The organism is Stenotrophomonas sp. FW305-3-2-15-E-LB1 (assembly GCF_058787375.1).
Genome location: NZ_JBYSZR010000017.1, coordinates 53,917 through 71,554 on the forward strand (window position 1 = coordinate 53,917; position 17,638 = coordinate 71,554).

Consider the following 17,638-nt stretch of genomic DNA (forward strand, 5'->3'; position numbering starts at 1 on the left):
GGTTTCAGGCGCTGCCGGCATGTCAGCGCCCCTTCCCCTTCCACGGATAGACCTGGTTCATGGCCCTTGCTGAAAAGCTGCTGCCGAATCCGGACAAGAACATTCCCTTTCTCGACGCGGTACGCGGGATCGCCGTGCTCTTCGTCCTCGTGCGCCATGCCTGGGGCTTTTCCTGGTCGCCATCGGCCAGCATCGCCGGCGTGGAGCTGTCACGCATCATCGTGATGATGTCCTCGGGCGTGGACCTGTTCTTCGTCCTCAGCGGTGTCCTGCTCTCCACCCGGTTCCTGCGCGCCGATGCCAGTGGCAAGCCGGCACCGGACTACCTGCCCTACCTCAAGGCACGCGTGCTGCGGATCGGCCCACCCTATTGGCTGGTGCTGTTCCTGGTGGTCCTGTTCTACACCCCGGCATTCATTCCCCAGGAAAAGGTCTGGAGCGCTGCCGGCGCGGTCATCTTCATCTGCCACGTGACGTTCGGCCAATCGCTGTTCCCGTTTTCCTTCGGCGCTTACACCGTGGGAACGCCGTTCTGGACACTGACCATCGAGATGCTCTTCTATCTCGTGCTGCCGCTGGTGGTCCGTGCCTTCTACCGCGGGCGCTGGTGGCAGGGCATCGTCGTCGCCTTCCTGCTCAGCGGCGCGTGGCTCTACCTGTGCCGCTACCATCTCGATGGCTTCGTTGATTTCCTGCAGCGGCATACCTTTGGCTTCAGCTGGTCACAGGAAGGCATCCGCTTCTTCCTCAGCCACCAGATCCTGGGCTATCTGCCGCACTTCGCGATCGGCATCGGCATCAGTGCGCTGCTGCTGAAGCCGCGCACGCACCCCCTGCTGAGCGAGACCGCCGGCCTGCTCTATGCGCTGCTGGGCGCCGTGCTGCTGCTTGCCTTCATGTTCAAGCTCGGCGGCCTGTCGCTGGCCTACGGCTTCCAGGATCCCACGGCCTACTTCCGCACGGACGATCGGCCTGCGCGGCTGTTCTACTACCTTGAATCGATGCCGTTTGCTGTCGCCTATGGCCTCATCATCCTGGGCCTTTCACTCGGCAGCAGCATGTTCAAGCGCAGCTTCTCCAGCATTCCGGGCCTGGCCCTGTTCGGCGTGCTCGGCTATTCGATCTACCTGATCCACATGCCGCTGCTGTACACCATGAACAACCATTACTGGATCGCGGCGGAGACGCGTCCCTGGTGGCATCTGGCGAAATTCATGACCGGCGGAACCGCCGTCATCCTGCTGCTCTCGCTGATCCTGTTCCTGACCGTCGAGAAGCCCTCGATGATCTGGTCCGCACGCGCCAGCCAACGCGTGCGGCCCCCCGCGCGGCCCAGCACCGAAGGGCACTGAGCCGCGGCGGCCGTCCGGCAGCGTCAGATCGTTGCCGGATAGTTGCCGAAGCCGGGACGCGCCACCGAAGCAAATTCGGCCGACAGCGACTCTGCCACGCCGCCGCGATCGAACAGGTTCAACACCGACGGCTCGGTGCCGAACACGGCGCGGACCTGCGCGCCCAGGTCGCCGGATGCCAGCTTCATGGGCAGGCGGAAACCACGGAACGATGCCACCACGTCGCCCTGTGCCGCGTCGGGTGAGAACTGGACGATGACCTGGCTCTCATCCGTGCGGTCGCGCGCCACCCAGCCCACATCGATGCCATAACCGAACTGCTGGCCTGCACTGACCACCAGCTTGCGGATCGCATCCTCATGCGCCCGGGCCAGCACGCCGGACTGCACGAACGCATCCACCTGCCGGCGGAACAACGGGTAGCGCAGATCGATGATCGCCTCGTTGGCAGGCACCGTGGTTGCATTGAGCGACACGATGCCGGCATCCAGGTTCGAACCGCGGCCGTGGTGGAACACGTAGGTGCCCGGCGCCAGCACGATGCGGTAACCGGCGGCGAGGCTGCGCAGGCTCCAGTCCGTCTCCTCGCAGTAACCGCGGCCGAAACACGGGTCCATGATGCCGACCTCGCGCACGACATCGGTGGAAATCAGGATGCAGAACGAGATGCCCGCCGGAATATCCATGGCGGCATCGCCGAAATGCCCCGCCAGGCCGGCATGCACCCAGTCAACCACGCTCTGGTCATGCAGGAAGCGGTTGGGATCTTCATTGGGCAGCGAATAGATCGAAACGTTGTTGGACCAGGCGGTGACCGAACCCACACCGGGCTGCCGGGAAACCTCCAGCATCTGCCCCATCAGGTCGCGCGGGTACAGCACGTCCGAATTGCTGATCACCACGTAGTCGTAGCCGCGCTTGACCGCAGTCAGCATGCCCAGGCTCACGTTGCGCGGAATGCCGAGGTTGCGCGGCGTCCGGTAATACATGACGTCGCGCTCGCGGCAGAACGCAGCCAGCTCCTCGCTCCAGCCCGGCTCCGGGCTGGCATCGTCCAGCACCAGCACATCGATCTGCGCGTGCGTCTGGTCCATACGGATCGCACTTTCGATGGCGGCTGGCACGAAGGCCCGTCCGTTGTAGACGGTGATGCAATGCAGGATGCGTGGCCGGGTCATCAGAGGAACCGCCGCAGCTTGCCGCTGAAGATCGCTGCAATCTGCACCGCGCGCGACGAACGCACGCGCTCGAACCGCTCCTTCAGCTCGGCATGCTCGGCAACCAGGGCAGGCGGCACCACCGGCACGACCCGCTGCGCGGCCTGCTCGACCTTGATGCGCTCCAGTTCGGAACGTGCGCTGATCAGCTCACGGCTCATCGACGTCAGGCGCGACGTCAGGTCCATCACGCGGGCGTTGGCGACTTCGAAGTCGATCAGCGCCTGCTCCAGGGAAATTCCATCCAGGTCAGTGGTATTCATGCGTTCAATATTCCATTAGTGGCGCGGTGCGCCAGCCAGGATCTGGCGGTAGGCGTGGACGAGGTCAGTGGCCGTTGCGTCCCAGGTCAATGGGGCACCACTTGCAAGGATGTGGCGGATGTTGCGCGCGCCCTGCTGCGGGTCCGCCAGCAGCTGCTGGCAGTAGTCGGCCATGTGCGCCGGGTCCCAGTCACGCGGCAGGTCAGGCGAATCGATCAGCTCGCGGAGCGGCCCGAAGTTGACGTGCGCGGTGGGCGTGCCCATGGCTGCCGCTTCGAAGGGCACCAGGCCGAATCCCTCGGCGGAGGTTGGATACAGCACGATGGCCGCATGGCGCAGCAGCCAGTTGCGCGCGGCGCTGCTGACATCGGGCAGCACCAGCAGCGCGTCCTCGTCGGATGCCCGCCGTGCCAGGGCCTCTTCCTGCCGGGACGAGCCCTTGGCCACCACGGCACCCGCCAGCACCAGCCCGACGGCATGGCCACGCTCGCGCAGGGTGTTCCAGGTCCGGATGGCCAGGTCACGGTTCTTGTGCGAATAGCTCGCGCCGAGTACCAGCAGGAACGGCATCGCAGCCATGCCACGGGCGACCAGCTCGGCCGGAATCTGCTCCACATCGGTATCGGCGAGGTGGTCGCCGCCATTCTTGGCAATGTGGACGCGCTGGAGGTCGATCGGCAGCCGCTCCTCGACCACGGAATCGCGGGTGTCTGCCGAAATGGCCACGATCGCATCGGCGTTGCGCGCGGCCGTCTCGATGTTGCTGCGGTACTGCAGCCAGCGCTCGCCGCTGTCGTGGTAGCTGCCGATCCGGTAGGCGATCAGATCCTGCAGGGTCACCACCGTGCGCTTGGCCAGCTGGCGCCAGCGATCCCAGGGAATCAGGCTGTCGGGCTGGAAAGGACGATGCAGGATATCCACTTCGTCGGCGCCCTCGAAGCGCAGGTCCGCCGCATTGCACAGGGTCACCTTGGGCTGCAGCATCAGGTCGGCGGCATACACCGGCAGGTGACCGTGCGGCACGGCCAGGATCACCCGGCTGACATCCTCGCGGCGCAGCAGCGCGCGCACCAGCGCCAGGGTCTGCACCTGGGTGCCCATTTCCATCGGCCCCAGGCAGGAGCCATCGATCAGGACCCGCAGCCCCTGCACCTTCGACCTGGCAACATCCAGGGCAATGGCCAGCGGCGATTTTTCCGATGCACGCAGCTGGTCATGCAGGGCCGGGAAACTGGCATCGGCCGCATGCAGCGATGCGCGCGATCCCGCATCTTCGGTGGCTTCCACCGGAGCACCCGTCGCCGTCCACTGCGCGGTGACGTAGGTGCCGGCGTCGAGCACGTGGCGGAAGCCGCGGCGTGCGCTGCGCAGGCCGAACTCGGCCAGCGACAGCGACACCAGATTGTCGCGCTGGTCGTCCAGCCCGCCCAGCGCGCGCAGCACGGACGCGTTCACCAGTACGGCCGGTCCCACCGGAACCTGCAGCGACACCGGCCCGCTGTCCGGCAGGGTCTGCCGGAGGCGCGCACACACGCCCACCTCATCCATGCCACCGATGCCATAGGGCGTGGGCGAATTGCGGTAGGGGAAACTCAGCATGCCGGCGGCATTGGACAGGAACGATACCGATGCAATGCGCGGGTCGTCGCGCATCCAGGCCAGCGCCCGCTGCAGCACCGCCGGCGGCACGGCGACGGGTGAGCCGGCCACGAGCACCGCCTCAAGGCCGGGGCGCTGTTCGAGCACGCTGGACAGGGCCGCCGACAGCGTCCACGCCGACAGCAGCTGTGCCTTGGCACCCTTGAAGCACTGCTCGGCGGTCACGTTGTCCCAGGCGGCGATGAAGCAGCCGTTGCTGCCCTGCACGTTCTCCAGCGAGCGTACCGAATCGAGCCAGTCCCGCGGCGACCCCGTGATTGCCGCCAGCGTGACGACAGCGCAGGGCTCATCCATGGACGACGACTGGCTCATGCGTACCCCCGCTCGATCAGCCACTGGCCGACACGGCGCGCACCTTCATCGAAGGAAACCTGCGCACGCACGCCCAGCGACGCCGCCAGCGGCGATGCATCGGCAACGGCCCAGCGCACGTCGCCGTCGCGGAACTTGCCGCAGACCACGGGTGCCGGAGCGTCGTGCATGGCGGCGATCGCACGGGCAGCATCGGCGATGGTGGTGACCACGCCACTGCCGACGTCGAGGGTGCGCACGCCCGACGGCGGGCTGCGCAGGCCTGCCACCAGGGCTGCCACCACGTCATCGATGTAGACGAAATCACGCCCGATCAAGCCGTCTTCGTAGATGTCCAGCGCCTGGCCCTTGCGTGCCAGCCGGTGGAACAGCGTGATGATGCCGGTGTAGGCGTTGAAGGGCGACTGGCCCGGGCCGTACACGTTCTGCAGGCGGAAGACCGACAGCGGGACCTGCATCGCACCACACCACGCGGCGAGGATGTGCTCCTGCGCCAGCTTGGTGCCGCCGTACACGCTGGTCGGGGCCGGGAACACGGCGTCTGCGCGATGCGGCAGCGGCTGCGCCGGACCCGTGGCCGAAGGGGACGCCGCGTCCCACTCCGCCCGCGCCAGGACGGCATGCGAACGCGGTGGCGGATAGAACGTCGTGCCATCGGCATCCAGCCATGCACCCTCGCCATACACCGCGCGGCTGGAGGCCAGCAGCACATGGTCAGGCACCAGGTTGCGGGCCGAGAACGCATCGATCATCGCCGTGGTTCCCACGACGTTGACGTGCGCGTGGCGCGACGCCTCGGTCAGCGACTGCCCCGTGCCGGTCTCGGCAGCAAGGTGCACCACGATGGACGGGTGCCAGCGGTCGAGCACCTTTTCCCAGGTCGCGGCCTCGGTGACGTCGCCGACGATCAACTCCACGTCCGCGTCCAGTGCATCAGGCCGGCGCGATTCCGCGTGGATCTGGGGATGCAGGTTGTCCACCGCCACGATGGGAAGACCAAACGCCTTGAGCTGCGCGGAGAGCGCACACCCGATGAAACCTGCGCCGCCCGTGACGATTACTGCCTTCTGCATTGTCATGAATTCCTTGTTCGTTCTAGTGGCCGTTGCCACGCAACATCTTTCAGTCGCGGGAAAGCAGCAGATCTACCTGGCCCGACGGGCCGGCAGTGGCGCAGTGGCGAAGGATCTCACCGTTGTTCAGTTCCTGCAGGGAGCCATCGCCTATCACCAGCAGGCGCAGGCCGAACGCCCGATAGGCATCCAGCGCCTGCAGGGGGTCGATGTGCTCGGCACGCAGCAGCGCCGGGCTGAATTCCGCGACGATGCGTATGCCAGGTGATCGCGCGATCACGCCGGCCATGCCACGCAGCACCTGCAGCTCGTACCCCTGCACGTCGATCTTGACGACGTCGGCCTGCAGTTCCGGATACAGGGCATCCAGGCTGATGCAGGGCACCAGCATGTCCACGGCATCGTCTTCCACGCCACGGGTATCGCCCAGGTTGTTGGGCGAGCTGCGCAGCCCGATGACACCGCGTGCCTCACCCAGCGCGCAGGCGTGCACGCGGACCCGGTCACCGTGCGGCCAGACATTGAGCCGAAGCAGATCGCTCATCTTCGGCTGCGGTTCGAATGCCAGCGTGCGCAGGGCCGGATAGCGCTGCGACAGCAGGCAGGAGAAGTAGCCCACGTTTGCGCCGACATCGATGAACACACCCTCGGCGCGGTTGCTTGCTGCGTCCAGCAGCACCTTGCCGACCTCGGCGTCCCAGTGCCCGCTGTTGCGGGCATGCTCGCGCATCACCTGGTCTTCCATTGGAAACCACAGGTCGCCGGCATCGGTGGAGATCCGTTGAACGCGCCAATCCTGTATGCCTGCCGGCATGCCAGGTGCACTGGTGTCTCTGTACCCACGCTCGGGTGCGTTCATCTTCTGCTCCAGGCTGCAGTCTCCATCAAGCCACGCCCGCAGGCGGGCGCTTACATCGCCAGTGCGTTCTCCAGGTCCACCTGCAGGTCACCCAGGTCTTCCACGCCCACGCTCAGGCGCACCAGTGCATCGCTGATGCCCAGCTGCTCGCGGCGTGCCACCGGGATCGAGGCATGGGTCATCACCGCCGGGTGGTTGACCAGGCTTTCCACGCCACCCAGCGACTCGGCCAGGGTGAACAGTTCGGTCTTCTCGCAGAAGCGCTTGGCCGCGTCGAAACCGCCCTTCAGCACGATCGAGACGATGCCGCCGTAGCCGGACATCTGCTTGCCGGCCAGTTCATGCTGCGGGTGCGAGGGCAGGCCCGGGTAGATCACCTTGTCCACGGCCGGGTGCTTTTCCAGCCACTGGGCCAGCGCCAGCGCATTGGCGCAGTGCGCCTTCATGCGCAGCGGCAGGGTCTTCAGGCCACGCAGGGCCAGGAAGCTGTCGAACGGACCCTGCACGCCACCCACCGAGTTCTGCAGGAAGGCCATCTGCTCGGCCAGCTCGGCATTGTCGCCGGCCACGACCATGCCACCGACCATGTCCGAGTGGCCGTTGAGGTACTTGGTGGCCGAGTGCAGCACCAGGTCGGCGCCCAGCTCCAGCGGACGCTGCAGCATCGGCGAGGCGAAGGTGTTGTCGACCACCACGATCAGGCCATGGCGCTTGGCGATGGCGGCGACCGCGGCGATGTCCACGATCTTCAGCATCGGGTTGGTCGGGGTCTCGATCCAGACCATCTTCGTCTTCGGCGTGATCGCCGCTTCGAAGGCCGCCAGGTCGGTCAGGTCGACGAAGCTGAAATCCAGCGCGGCGGTGCGGCGGCGCACGCGTTCGAACAGGCGGAAGCTGCCGCCGTAGATGTCGTCCATCGCCACCACGTGGCTGCCGGCGTCCAGCAGTTCGACCACGGTGGAGCTGGCGGCCATGCCCGAGGCGAAGGCGAAACCACGCGTGCCACCTTCCAGCGACGCAACGCAGCGCTCGTAGGCGAAGCGGGTCGGGTTGTGCGTACGCGAGTACTCGAAGCCCTGGTGTTCACCCGGGCTGGACTGGGCGTAGGTCGAGGTGGCGTAGATCGGCGGCATCACCGCGCCGGTGCTCGGGTCGGGCGACTGGCCGCCATGGATGGCCAGCGTGGCCAGGGCCAGCGCGCGGTCGGGCGAAGAAGGGTTGGACATGTCGTTTCCTGAATGGCGCCGACGTACGGCGCCGTCAAAGGATCGGGAGTCTATCAGCGCCGCCTTAACAAGCTTTGACGCGGATAAACCGGAATTCAGCAGGGATCGGCAGCGATCTGCGGTTTACTGCACGCGGCGGCGCAGATAGTTCAGCAGGTCGATGCGGGTGATCAGGCCGAGGAAGGTGCCGCCGTCCATGACGATGGCCACCTGGCCGCGGTCGAACACCGGCAGCAGCGCCTCGATCGGCGATTTCACGTCCAGGCGGTCCAGCTTGCTGACCATGGCCGTGGCCACCGGGTCGCGGAAGCGCGCTTCATCGCCGTAGACATGCAGCAGCACGTCGCTTTCATCGACGATGCCGACCAGCTGGTCGCCGTCCATCACCGGCAGCTGCGACACGTCGTACAGCTTCATGCGCTGGTAGGCGGTGGTCAGCAGGTCGTTCGGGCCGATCACGACGGTGTCGCGCTGGCCGTACGGGCGCAGGATCAGGTCGCGCAGGTCGCCGTGCTGCGGGCGTTCCAGGAAACCGTTGTCCAGCATCCAGTAGTCGTTGTACATCTTGGACAGATACTTGTTGCCGGTGTCGGGCACCAGCACCAGCACCTTCTTCGGCGTGGTCTGTTCCCTGCAGTACTTCAGGCCGGCGGCCAGCAGCGTGCCGGTGGACGAACCACCGAGGATGCCTTCCTTGCCCAGCAGCTCGCGGGCGGTGTGGAAGCTCTCAGCATCGGTGATGGCATAAGCCTTCTTGACGCGGCTGAAGTCCGAGATCGACGGCAGGAAGTCCTCGCCGATGCCTTCCACCAGCCAGCTGCCCGACTTGTCGTTCAGGTTGCCGTCGTTGATGTACTCGGCCAGGATCGAGCCGACCGGATCGGCCAGCACCAGTTCGGTCTTCGGCGACAGCTTGGCGAAGGCGCGCGACAGGCCGGTCATGGTGCCCGAGCTGCCGCAACCGAACACGATGGCGTCGAGATCGCCACCCATCTGTTCGAGGATTTCCGGACCGGTGCCGAATTCGTGCGCGGCCGGGTTGTCCGGGTTGCCGAACTGGTTGATGAAGTACGCGCCCGGGGTCTGGTCAGCGATGGTCTTGGCCAGGTCCTGGTAGTACTCCGGGTGGCCCTTGGCCACGTCCGAACGGGTCAGGCGCACTTCGGCACCCATCGCCTTCAGGTTGAAGATCTTTTCGCGGCTCATCTTGTCGGGGACGACAAGGATCAGCTTGTAGCCCTTCTGCTGCGCCACCAGCGCCAGGCCCAGGCCGGTATTGCCGGCGGTGCCTTCAACCAGGGTCGCGCCGGGCTTGAGGTCGCCGCGCTGTTCCGCTGCTTCGATCATCGACAGACCGATGCGGTCCTTGATCGATCCGCCCGGGTTGGCGCTTTCGAGCTTCAGGTAAAGCTCGCAGACGCCGGTATCCAGGCGCTGGGCCTTGACGATGGGGGTCTGGCCGATGAGTTCGAGGACGGAGGAATGGATGGGCATTCGGAAACTTCGGTTCGCGCCACGCAGGGCCGGACAGATGATTATCCGCCGGATAGTCGTGAAAGTCAGGAGTGGAGCGTGCCGACCAACGGTCGGCACCCACCAGCTGAGCCTTTGTAGAGCCGAGCCCATGCTCGGCTGAGCCTTTGTAGAGCCGAGCCCATGCTCGGCTGGGCGCCCAAGGGGATGCGGACGGCCCCGGATCGACGAGGAGACCAGTACCGCCCGCATCGGTGGACTGAAGGTATGCGCAGGGTTGCAGGCCGTGCCTGCAGGCCAAGGCACCACCGCCTGTGGTGCCTTGGCGCGGCCGCCGTTGCCGGCAACCGCGGGGCCATCGTTGGCCAGGTCACGCCGTTCCCGGCGCGACCGGAGCGTCAGTGCGTGGGGGACGTCGTTGCGAGCGGTGTTTCGTACATACGCAGAAGGCGTTGCTTGGCCAGCAGCTTCTCGCGCTTCATGCGACCCAGGGTGACATCATCGATCGGGAGTACACCCAGCTCCGCGTCCATGCACTTCTTGTTCAACTTGCGGTGCTGGTCATGGAGTGCCCGGAACTCCGGATCACGCGCGCGACGGGCGTCGATCTCGCTCTGGGGCTGATCTTCAAACATGATGGACCTCCTTCGACAGATACACGAACGCCCCGGCCGCAAGGCACGGGGCGTTGTTCATGGAGGAGCGCCGGTCGATTGCCACATGGGTGCCCACAACGACCTGCGGCACTGGCCTGCGCACGTCGGTCTGCTGCGGTTCGCGCCCTGCTTTCATCGGCCCGGCCCTCCCATCGTCCGGTCCGCGGCATTGCGTCCCGGACGATTGACCCTACGCCTGCTCCGGGCCGGGTACAAGACCCCCGCGACAAAAAGACCGAACCCCGCCGGGGCGGGGTTCAGGCTGAATACTCAACGCAACGAAAAACAAACAGATTCAAGCAATTACGGCGCGACGATGACCTCGGCCGAGCGGGCCTTGGTGGACGCTGCCTTCTTGCCGCTGACCTGGATGCGGCTGCTGGCGACACCGGCCGAAACCAGGGCATCGCGCAGCGCTTCGGCGCGCTTCTGGCCGACGCCATTGGCGCTGTCATAGGCCTCGATGCGGACCCGGCCCTTCTTGCCGATGTTCAGGTACTCGGCCAGCGCCTTGGCCTGGTTCTTCGCACCGCCGGACAGGCTGGCCGCACCGGCGCCGAAGGCGTCGCCGCCCAGGGTGAAGACTTCGCCACGGGCATCGAACTTCGACCCCGGCAGCTTCTGCCCGGACACCAGCTCGGCTTCCTCGCGGGCCAGCTTGGCCGCGTTCTGCTGGGCCGAGCTGAGGCGCTGCTGCTGCTTGCCGGCCACGCTGGTCAGGGCGTTCTCGGCGTCCTGGCGGGCCAGGGTCTCGGCTTCGGCCGCCTGGCGCAGGCGCTCGGCTTCCTCGGCCTGCATCTGCGCCTGCATGCGCAGCTGTTCCGCTTCCTGGCGGGCACGGGCAGCATCGCGGCGGCTGGCTTCGATCAGCAGGTCGCTGCGGGTGCGGTCCAGGCGGTCCACCTCGCGGGCGGCCAGGGCGGCGCGCACGCTGGTCTCGGCGATCTCGACCCGGCGTTCGGCCAGGTAGGTGGCCAGTTCCTGGTCGCGGCGCTTGGCCTTGTCCAGGGTGGTGATGGCCTGCTGGGCCTGCATGCGTTCGAACGCGGCCAGCTCGGCGGTGTCGGGATTGGCCTGGATGTTCATCAGGCGCTGGGTCAGCTGGCCGACCATCGGGTTGTCGGCGGAGGTGGCCAGGGCCGGCAGCGCCAGCGCGGTGGCCAGGGCCAGGGCGGAGATCGGCTTCATCGGCGGTCCTCCCCGGTCGACAGCTGGCGCTGCAGCTGGTTGACCTCGTTGCGGCGCAGCTGCAGCTGGGCCGTGGCGGTGGCTTCCTCGCTGCGGGCACGGGCCAGATCGGCATCGGCGGCAGCGCGCAGGGCCAGCGCCGGGGCGTTCTTTCGCTCGCGGCGGTCGCCGGCGGCACGCTGGGCCTGCTCCAGGCCCTGGCGGGCCAGACCGATCAGATCGGGGGCGTACTGGTCGGCGTCGGCCTGGGTGGCCTTGTCCACCGCCTGCCGGGCCTGGGCCAGTTCCTGTGCGCCATCCTGCGCCCAGACGGGGGCAGAGAGTGCGAATGCAAACGCCATCACATACAGGCTGTGGCGCATTCGTGCGAAGCTAAGTCGTTTCATTGGGGAGGCCGTACCGGTTGTCGGTTCACGGCCATTGTCGTCAAGCCGACACCGTGCTTGCAACGGGCGTCGGCAGTTTCGTTGGGGAAAATTCGCAATGGATATCGGCTACTTCCTGAAGCTGATGACCGAAAAGAACGCTTCGGACATGTTCTTGACCACCGGTGCGCCGGTCTACATCAAGATCGAGGGCAAGCTGTACCCGCTGGGCAATACCGGCCTGCCGCCGGGAATGGTGAAGAAAATCGCCTATTCGCTGATGGACGAGGGCCAGGTGCCCCAGTTCGAACGCGAGCTGGAACTCAACATGGCCATCGCCCTGGCCGATGCCGGGCGCTTCCGTGTCAACGTGTTCAAGCAGCGCGGCGAGGTCGGCATGGTCATCCGCGCCATCCGCAGCCGGATTCCGAGCATCGAAGAGCTCAACCTGCCGCAGGTGCTGAAGGACGTCATCATGACCCCGCGTGGCCTGGTGCTGGTGGTGGGGTCCACCGGCTCGGGCAAGTCCACCTCGCTGGCGTCGATGATCGACCACCGCAACAGTACGACCACCGGGCACATCCTCACCATCGAGGACCCGATCGAGTACCTGCACAAGCACAAGATGTCGATCGTCAACCAGCGCGAGGTCGGGCTGGACACCCATGCCTTCCACAACGCGCTGAAGAACGCGATGCGCGAAGCGCCGGACGTGATCCTGATCGGCGAGATCCTGGATGCGGAAACGATGGAGGCGGCCATCGCCTTCGCCGAGACCGGCCACCTGTGCCTGGCCACCCTGCACTCCAACAACGCTGACCAGACCATCGAGCGCATCCTCAACTTCTTCCCGGAAAGCGCGCACAAGAACGTGCTGATGAACCTGGCGCTGAACCTGCGTGCGGTGATCAGCCAGCGCCTGGTGAAGAACAAGGAGGGCCGCCGCCTGCCGGCCACCGAGGTGCTGATCAACACGCCGATGATCCGCGACCTGCTGCGCCGCGGCCAGGTGCACGAGATCAAGGCCGCGATGGAGGCCTCGCTGGAAGAAGGCATGGAGAGCTTCGACCAGTGTCTGTTCCGGCTGGCCAAGAACGGGGTGATCGAGCAGGAGGAAGCGCTGCGCGCCGCCGACTCGCGCGACGGCCTGGCCTTGAAGTTCCGCCTGTCCGAAGGCAGCAGCGGCGAGCACGATCCGTACGCGGATTTCTCCTCGCCGACCCAGGCCAGCATCACCCACGGCTTCTGAGCCGCCCGGGCGCCGGGCATGGCCCGGCGCTACCGGTATCACCGGGCCATGCCTGTTGCCCAGGTGCCACCGGGCCATGCACGTTCCCCAAGGTAGCGCCGGGCCATGCCCGGCGGCATCCTGAAGGGTTAAGGGGCCGTCTCATCCAATGAGACCCGCTGTCCGTAGGTTTCCTCAATGGAAACCATCCGCAAGCTGGCCATCCTGGCCGATGCCGCCAAGTACGACGCCTCCTGCGCCTCCAGCGGCGCGGGCAAGCGTGATTCGCGTGCCAGCGGCGGCATCGGCAGCACCGAAGGCATGGGCATCTGCCACAGCTACACGCCCGATGGCCGTTGTGTGTCGCTGCTGAAGATCCTGCTGACCAACTTCTGCATCTACGACTGCGCCTACTGCGTGAACCGCGTGTCCAGCAACGTGCCGCGGGCGCGCTTCAGCGTGGACGAAGTGGTCGCACTGACTTTGGACTTCTACAAGCGCAACTACATCGAGGGCCTGTTCCTTTCCAGCGGCATCATCCGCAATGCCGACTACACCATGGAACAGATGGTGGAAGTGGCGCGGCAGCTGCGCGAGGAACACCGCTACGCCGGTTACATCCACCTCAAGACCATTCCCGAGGCGTCGCCCGAGCTGCTGGCCAGCGCCGGTCGCTACGCCGACCGGCTGTCGATCAACGTGGAGCTGCCAACCGAAGCCGGCCTGAGCGCGCTGGCACCAGAAAAGACCGTGCAGTCGATCCGTGGTGCGATGGGCGAGCTGCGCTGGCGCATCGAGGAGGCCAAGGAGGCACGCAAGGCGCCGGCCGTGGTCGCGCCGACGGCCACCCGCAGCGCGCGCCCTCGCCCGCCGCGCTTCGCCCCGGCCGGGCAGAGCACGCAGATGATCGTCGGCGCCGACGGGGCCAACGACCAGCAGATCCTGGCCAGCGCCGATGCCCTGTATGGCAACTACCGCATGCGCCGGGTCTATTACTCGGCCTTCAGCCCCATTCCCGATGCCAGCCGCCAGCTGCCCCTGCAGCCGCCACCCCTGCAGCGCGAGCACCGCCTGTACCAGGCCGACTGGCTGCTGCGTTTCTACGGCTATGGCGTGGAGGAGATCACCGACACCACCCAGGACGGCATGCTGGACCTGGACATCGACCCGAAGATGGCCTGGGCGATCCGCCACCCCGAGCGTTTCCCGGTGGATCTGAACCGCGCGCCGAAGGAACTGCTGCTGCGCGTGCCCGGGCTGGGCGTGCGCAACGTGAAGCGGGTGCTGATGGCGCGCCGGCATGGCCGCCTGCGGGTGGCCGACGTGGCCCGGCTGAAGGCCCCGATGAGCAAGCTGCTGCCGTTCGTGCTGCTGGCCGACCACCACCCGCGCAAGGCACTGGATGATCCGGCGGCGTTGCGCGCGCAGCTGGCCCCGCCACCGCGCCAGGGCTCGTTGTTCGATGCACCGCCCGCCGCCTGACGCGCAGCGCTGGTCACTGCGGGTGGACCCGCCGTGGTCGCTGGAGGCCTGGCGCGAGGCCGCGCGCGAGGCCCTGCTGCGCGGCGTGCCGCCGGCGCAGCTGGACTGGCTGGAAGGCAGCGATGCCTCGCTGCTGGATGCGCCTTCCGTGCAGAGTGCCGCCCTGCCCGCCGACGCCAGCGCGCCCAACGTACCGCGCGACTTCCTGGAGCTGGCGGCGACCTGCCTGTGCCACCGCGAGCCGCAGCGCCTGGCCCTGCTGTACCGGCTGCTGTGGCGCATCGCCCATGGCGAGCGCAGCGTGCTGTCCAATCCGGCCGATGCCGACGTGCTGCGGGCGATGGCCCTGGCCCAGGCGGTGCGCCGCGACACCCACAAGATGAAGGCCTTCGTGCGCTTCCGCGAGGTGCCCGGCCAGGCCGATGCCTTCATTGCCTGGTTCGAGCCGGACCACAACATCGTCGAGCGGGTCGCGCCGTTCTTCGCGCGCCGCTTCGCTGGCATGCGCTGGGCCATCCTCACCCCCGGCCGCAGCGTGCACTGGGATGGCCAGGCGCTGGCGTTCGGGCCCGGCGCCCGCCGCGAAGATGCGCCGGCCGAGGATGCGCGCGAATCGCTGTGGCAGACCTACTATGCCAGCATCTTCAACCCGGCCCGGTTGAACACCCGGATGATGCTGCAGGAGATGCCGGCGCGGTACTGGCGGCACCTGCCGGAAGCACAGCTGCTGCCCGGGCTGGTGCGCGACGCCGCCGATCGCGTGCAGGAAATGCACGACCGGCCCGCGCAGGCACCGCAGCGGAAGATTCCGCAGCGGCCGGCGCTGGCACCGTCTGCCTCCAGCGCCGACAGCCTGGAGGCACTGCGGGCCCAGGCCGCTGGCTGCCGGCAGTGCCCGCTGTGGGAGCCGGCCACCCAGGTGGTGTTTGGCCAGGGCCCGGCCGATGCGCGGGTGATGGTGATCGGCGAGCAACCCGGCGATACCGAGGACCTGTGTGGCCGGCCCTTTGCCGGGCCGGCCGGCCAGCTGCTGGACCGTGCCCTGGCCGAACTCGGCATCGACCGCGCCACGCTGTACCTGACCAATGCGGTCAAGCATTTCCACCACGAGCGGCGCGGCAAGGTCCGCCTGCACAAGCGGCCGGAAAGCCGCCATGTGCGCGCCTGCCAACCGTGGCTGCTGGGCGAGATCGCGCGGGTGCGGCCGCAGCTCATCGTCTGCCTGGGCGCCACGGCCGCCGCGTCGGTGTTTGGCGCGGGTTTCCAGCTGTCGCGCGACCGTGGGCGCTGGCACACGCTGGAAGACGGCACCCGCGGCTACGCCACCGTGCACCCGGCGTGGGTATTGCGGCAGGGCGATGACGTGCGGCGCGAAGAGGCCTACCGGCTGTTCCGCGATGACCTGCGCCGCGTGCGGGAGTACGACGCGGAATCCGCCGGGAATGGCCCGGCGCTGCCACCGACGTCCGACCGGTAGCGCCGGGCCACGCCCGGCGAGCGATGCGGCATGTCAGCCTGCGTCGGGCTGGTTTTCCGGACGGGCGCGGTCGAAGGCGTCCAGTGCGAGGCAGGCGGCCTCGATGCGGCGCAGGGTCGGGTACGGGGCCAGATCCAGACCGAAGCGGTGCGCGTTGTACAGCTGCGGCAGCAGGCAGATGTCGGCCAGGCCGGGGCGGTCGCCGTGGCAGAAGATGCCGGTATCGGCACTGCCCGCGAGCATCGACTCCATCGCCGCAAAGCCGTCGGCCATCCAGTGCAGGGTCCACTGCGTGCGTGCGTCGGCCGGTGCTTCCAGGCGGCGTTCGAGGTACTGCATCACCCGCAGGTTGTTGATCGGATGGATGTCGCAGGCCACCAGCTGGGCCAGTGCCCGCACCCGCGCGCGGCCGACCGCATCGGCCGGCAGCAGCGGCACCTGCGGGAAGCGCTCGTCGAGGTACTCGAGGATCGCCAGCGACTGGGTGAAGGTGTGCCCCTCATGCAGCAGCGCCGGCACCAGCTGCTGCGGGTTGAGCGCGGCATAGGCGTCGGCATGCTGCTCGCCACCGTCGCGCACCAGGTGCACCGGCCGGCCCTCCCAGGCCAGGCCTTTCAGGAACAGGCCGATGCGCACGCGGTAGGCGGCGCTGGATCGCCAGTAGGTGTACAGCACGAGGCCGTCGTCAACCAGGATGTCCATCGCCGCCTCCATGCTCAGGGCCTGGCCGCCTGTTCGATGCGCTGTTCGATCGCACCGAAGATGCTGTTGCCGGCGGCGTCGAGCATCTCGATGCGCACCACGTCACCGAAGGACATGAAGGGCGTGCTCGGCTTGCCGTCGCGCAGGGTTTCCACGGTGCGCTGCTCGGCGAAGCAGGAGGCACCCTTGCTGGTGTCCTCGTTGGCGATGGTGCCCGAGCCGACGATCGTGCCGGCGCCCAGCGGACGGGTTTTCGCCGCATGCGCGACCAGCTGGGCGAAGTTGAACTGCATGTCCACGCCCGCTTCCGGCGCACCGAACCACTGGCCATTGATGTGGGTCAGCAGCGGCAGGTGCACCTTGCTGTCCTGCCAGGCGGTGCCCAGTTCATCGGGGGTGACGAACACCGGCGACAAGGCCGAGCGCGGCTTGGACTGCAGGAAACCGAAGCCCTTGGCCAGTTCGCCGGGGATCAGGTTGCGCAGCGAGACGTCGTTGACCAGGCCGACCAGCTGGATGTGGCCAGCGGCCTGTTCCGGAGTGGCGGCCATCGGCACGTCGTCGGTGATGACCACGATCTCGGCTTCCAGGTCGATGCCGTACTCCTCGCTGACCACCTTGACCGCATCGCGCGGGCCATAGAAGCCGGCGCTGGTGGCCTGGTACATCAGCGGATCGGTGTAGAAGCTTTCCGGCACCTCGGCGCCACGGGCGCGGCGCACGCGCTCGACGTGCGGCAGGTAGGCGCTGCCATCAACGAATTCGTAGGCACGCGGCATCGGCGCGGCCAGCGCCTGCGGGTCGAGGTCGAAGACGCCATCGGCGTCGCCGGCGTTCAGCGATTCGTACAGGGCGTTCAGGCGCGGGGCGATGTGGCTCCAGTCCTCCAGGGCCTGCTGCAGGGTGGCGGCAATGCCGGTGGCGCGCACGCCGTGGCGCAGGTCACGCGAGACGACGATCAGGGTGCCGTCGCGGCCGCCTTCCTTCAAAGAACCAAGCTTCATGGGTGGGTGTCCGGAGTCGTGGGCAAACAAGTTTCAAGTGTAATCAAATGCGCGGTGTAGCCAAGCTGCAGCGCGGCATCGGCCCACCCTACCGTAGTGGGG

Annotated in this window: 16 protein-coding genes; 4 read left to right on the forward strand and 12 right to left on the reverse strand. The window is 67.2% G+C overall.

The window, feature by feature from the left end:
• Window positions 1-59: 59 nt before the first annotated feature.
• A complete protein-coding gene (locus tag AC3WL7_RS13335) occupies window positions 60-1,352 on the forward strand; it encodes an acyltransferase family protein (protein ID WP_492750733.1) in 1,293 nt (430 codons plus the stop codon).
• A 23-nt stretch (window positions 1,353-1,375) separates the two neighbouring features.
• Here AC3WL7_RS13335 and AC3WL7_RS13340 read toward each other — a convergent pair whose 3' ends face one another.
• From AC3WL7_RS13340 to AC3WL7_RS13385, 10 genes are all read right to left on the reverse strand, one after another.
• The gene (locus AC3WL7_RS13340) at window positions 1,376-2,530 is read right to left on the reverse strand and encodes a glycosyltransferase family 2 protein (protein ID WP_313419466.1); all 1,155 of its coding nucleotides are present in this window, start codon (window positions 2,528-2,530) and stop codon (window positions 1,376-1,378) included.
• A complete protein-coding gene (locus tag AC3WL7_RS13345; RefSeq protein ID WP_492750737.1) occupies window positions 2,530-2,832 on the reverse strand; it encodes a hypothetical protein in 303 nt (100 codons plus the stop codon). Before AC3WL7_RS13345 ends, AC3WL7_RS13340 begins: the two co-directional genes overlap by 1 nt.
• A gap of 15 nt (window positions 2,833-2,847) precedes the next feature.
• Window positions 2,848-4,803, reverse strand: coding sequence for a glycosyltransferase (locus AC3WL7_RS13350; protein WP_492750739.1), 1,956 nt, complete (start codon window positions 4,801-4,803; stop codon window positions 2,848-2,850).
• The gene (locus AC3WL7_RS13355; RefSeq protein WP_108745914.1) at window positions 4,800-5,876 is read right to left on the reverse strand and encodes an NAD-dependent epimerase/dehydratase family protein; all 1,077 of its coding nucleotides are present in this window, start codon (window positions 5,874-5,876) and stop codon (window positions 4,800-4,802) included. Before AC3WL7_RS13355 ends, AC3WL7_RS13350 begins: the two co-directional genes overlap by 4 nt.
• Before the next feature lie 49 nt (window positions 5,877-5,925).
• Window positions 5,926-6,606, reverse strand: a complete 681-nt coding sequence (locus AC3WL7_RS13360; RefSeq protein ID WP_492750742.1) for an FkbM family methyltransferase — start codon at window positions 6,604-6,606, stop codon at window positions 5,926-5,928.
• Window positions 6,607-6,785: 179 nt separating this feature from the next.
• Entirely contained in the window at window positions 6,786-7,961 is a 1,176-nt protein-coding gene (locus AC3WL7_RS13365) for a cystathionine gamma-synthase (RefSeq protein WP_492750744.1), read from the reverse strand.
• A 123-nt stretch (window positions 7,962-8,084) separates the two neighbouring features.
• Entirely contained in the window at window positions 8,085-9,455 is a 1,371-nt protein-coding gene (locus AC3WL7_RS13370; RefSeq protein ID WP_492750746.1) for a pyridoxal-phosphate dependent enzyme, read from the reverse strand.
• Window positions 9,456-9,832: 377 nt separating this feature from the next.
• Complete coding sequence (locus tag AC3WL7_RS13375; protein WP_079220527.1) at window positions 9,833-10,069, reverse strand: HP1242/YdcH family protein; 237 nt, start codon at window positions 10,067-10,069, stop codon at window positions 9,833-9,835.
• A gap of 324 nt (window positions 10,070-10,393) precedes the next feature.
• On the reverse strand, window positions 10,394-11,278 hold the full coding sequence (locus AC3WL7_RS13380) for an OmpA family protein (RefSeq protein ID WP_492750749.1): 885 nt from the start codon (window positions 11,276-11,278) through the stop codon (window positions 10,394-10,396).
• Complete coding sequence (locus AC3WL7_RS13385; protein ID WP_079220525.1) at window positions 11,275-11,640, reverse strand: DUF4398 domain-containing protein; 366 nt, start codon at window positions 11,638-11,640, stop codon at window positions 11,275-11,277. The genes AC3WL7_RS13380 and AC3WL7_RS13385 overlap by 4 nt, the downstream gene beginning before the upstream one ends.
• 121 nt (window positions 11,641-11,761) lie before the next feature.
• Between AC3WL7_RS13385 and AC3WL7_RS13390 the strand changes: the two genes are divergently transcribed.
• The 3 genes from AC3WL7_RS13390 to AC3WL7_RS13400 all read left to right on the forward strand — a co-directional run bounded on the left by AC3WL7_RS13390 (window position 11,762) and on the right by AC3WL7_RS13400 (window position 15,830).
• A complete protein-coding gene (locus AC3WL7_RS13390; protein WP_079220524.1) occupies window positions 11,762-12,892 on the forward strand; it encodes a PilT/PilU family type 4a pilus ATPase in 1,131 nt (376 codons plus the stop codon).
• 177 nt (window positions 12,893-13,069) lie between these two features.
• Window positions 13,070-14,353, forward strand: coding sequence for a putative DNA modification/repair radical SAM protein (locus AC3WL7_RS13395; protein WP_492750752.1), 1,284 nt, complete (start codon window positions 13,070-13,072; stop codon window positions 14,351-14,353).
• On the forward strand, window positions 14,334-15,830 hold the full coding sequence (locus AC3WL7_RS13400) for a UdgX family uracil-DNA binding protein (protein ID WP_492750754.1): 1,497 nt from the start codon (window positions 14,334-14,336) through the stop codon (window positions 15,828-15,830). The genes AC3WL7_RS13395 and AC3WL7_RS13400 overlap by 20 nt, the downstream gene beginning before the upstream one ends.
• Before the next feature lie 33 nt (window positions 15,831-15,863).
• Here AC3WL7_RS13400 and maiA read toward each other — a convergent pair whose 3' ends face one another.
• Entirely contained in the window at window positions 15,864-16,532 is a 669-nt protein-coding gene (gene maiA, locus AC3WL7_RS13405) for a maleylacetoacetate isomerase (RefSeq protein WP_492750756.1), read from the reverse strand.
• Between the two features lie 14 nt (window positions 16,533-16,546).
• Window positions 16,547-17,536, reverse strand: a complete 990-nt coding sequence (locus tag AC3WL7_RS13410; protein WP_200734536.1) for a fumarylacetoacetate hydrolase family protein — start codon at window positions 17,534-17,536, stop codon at window positions 16,547-16,549.
• Between the last annotated feature and the right edge of the window lie 102 nt (window positions 17,537-17,638).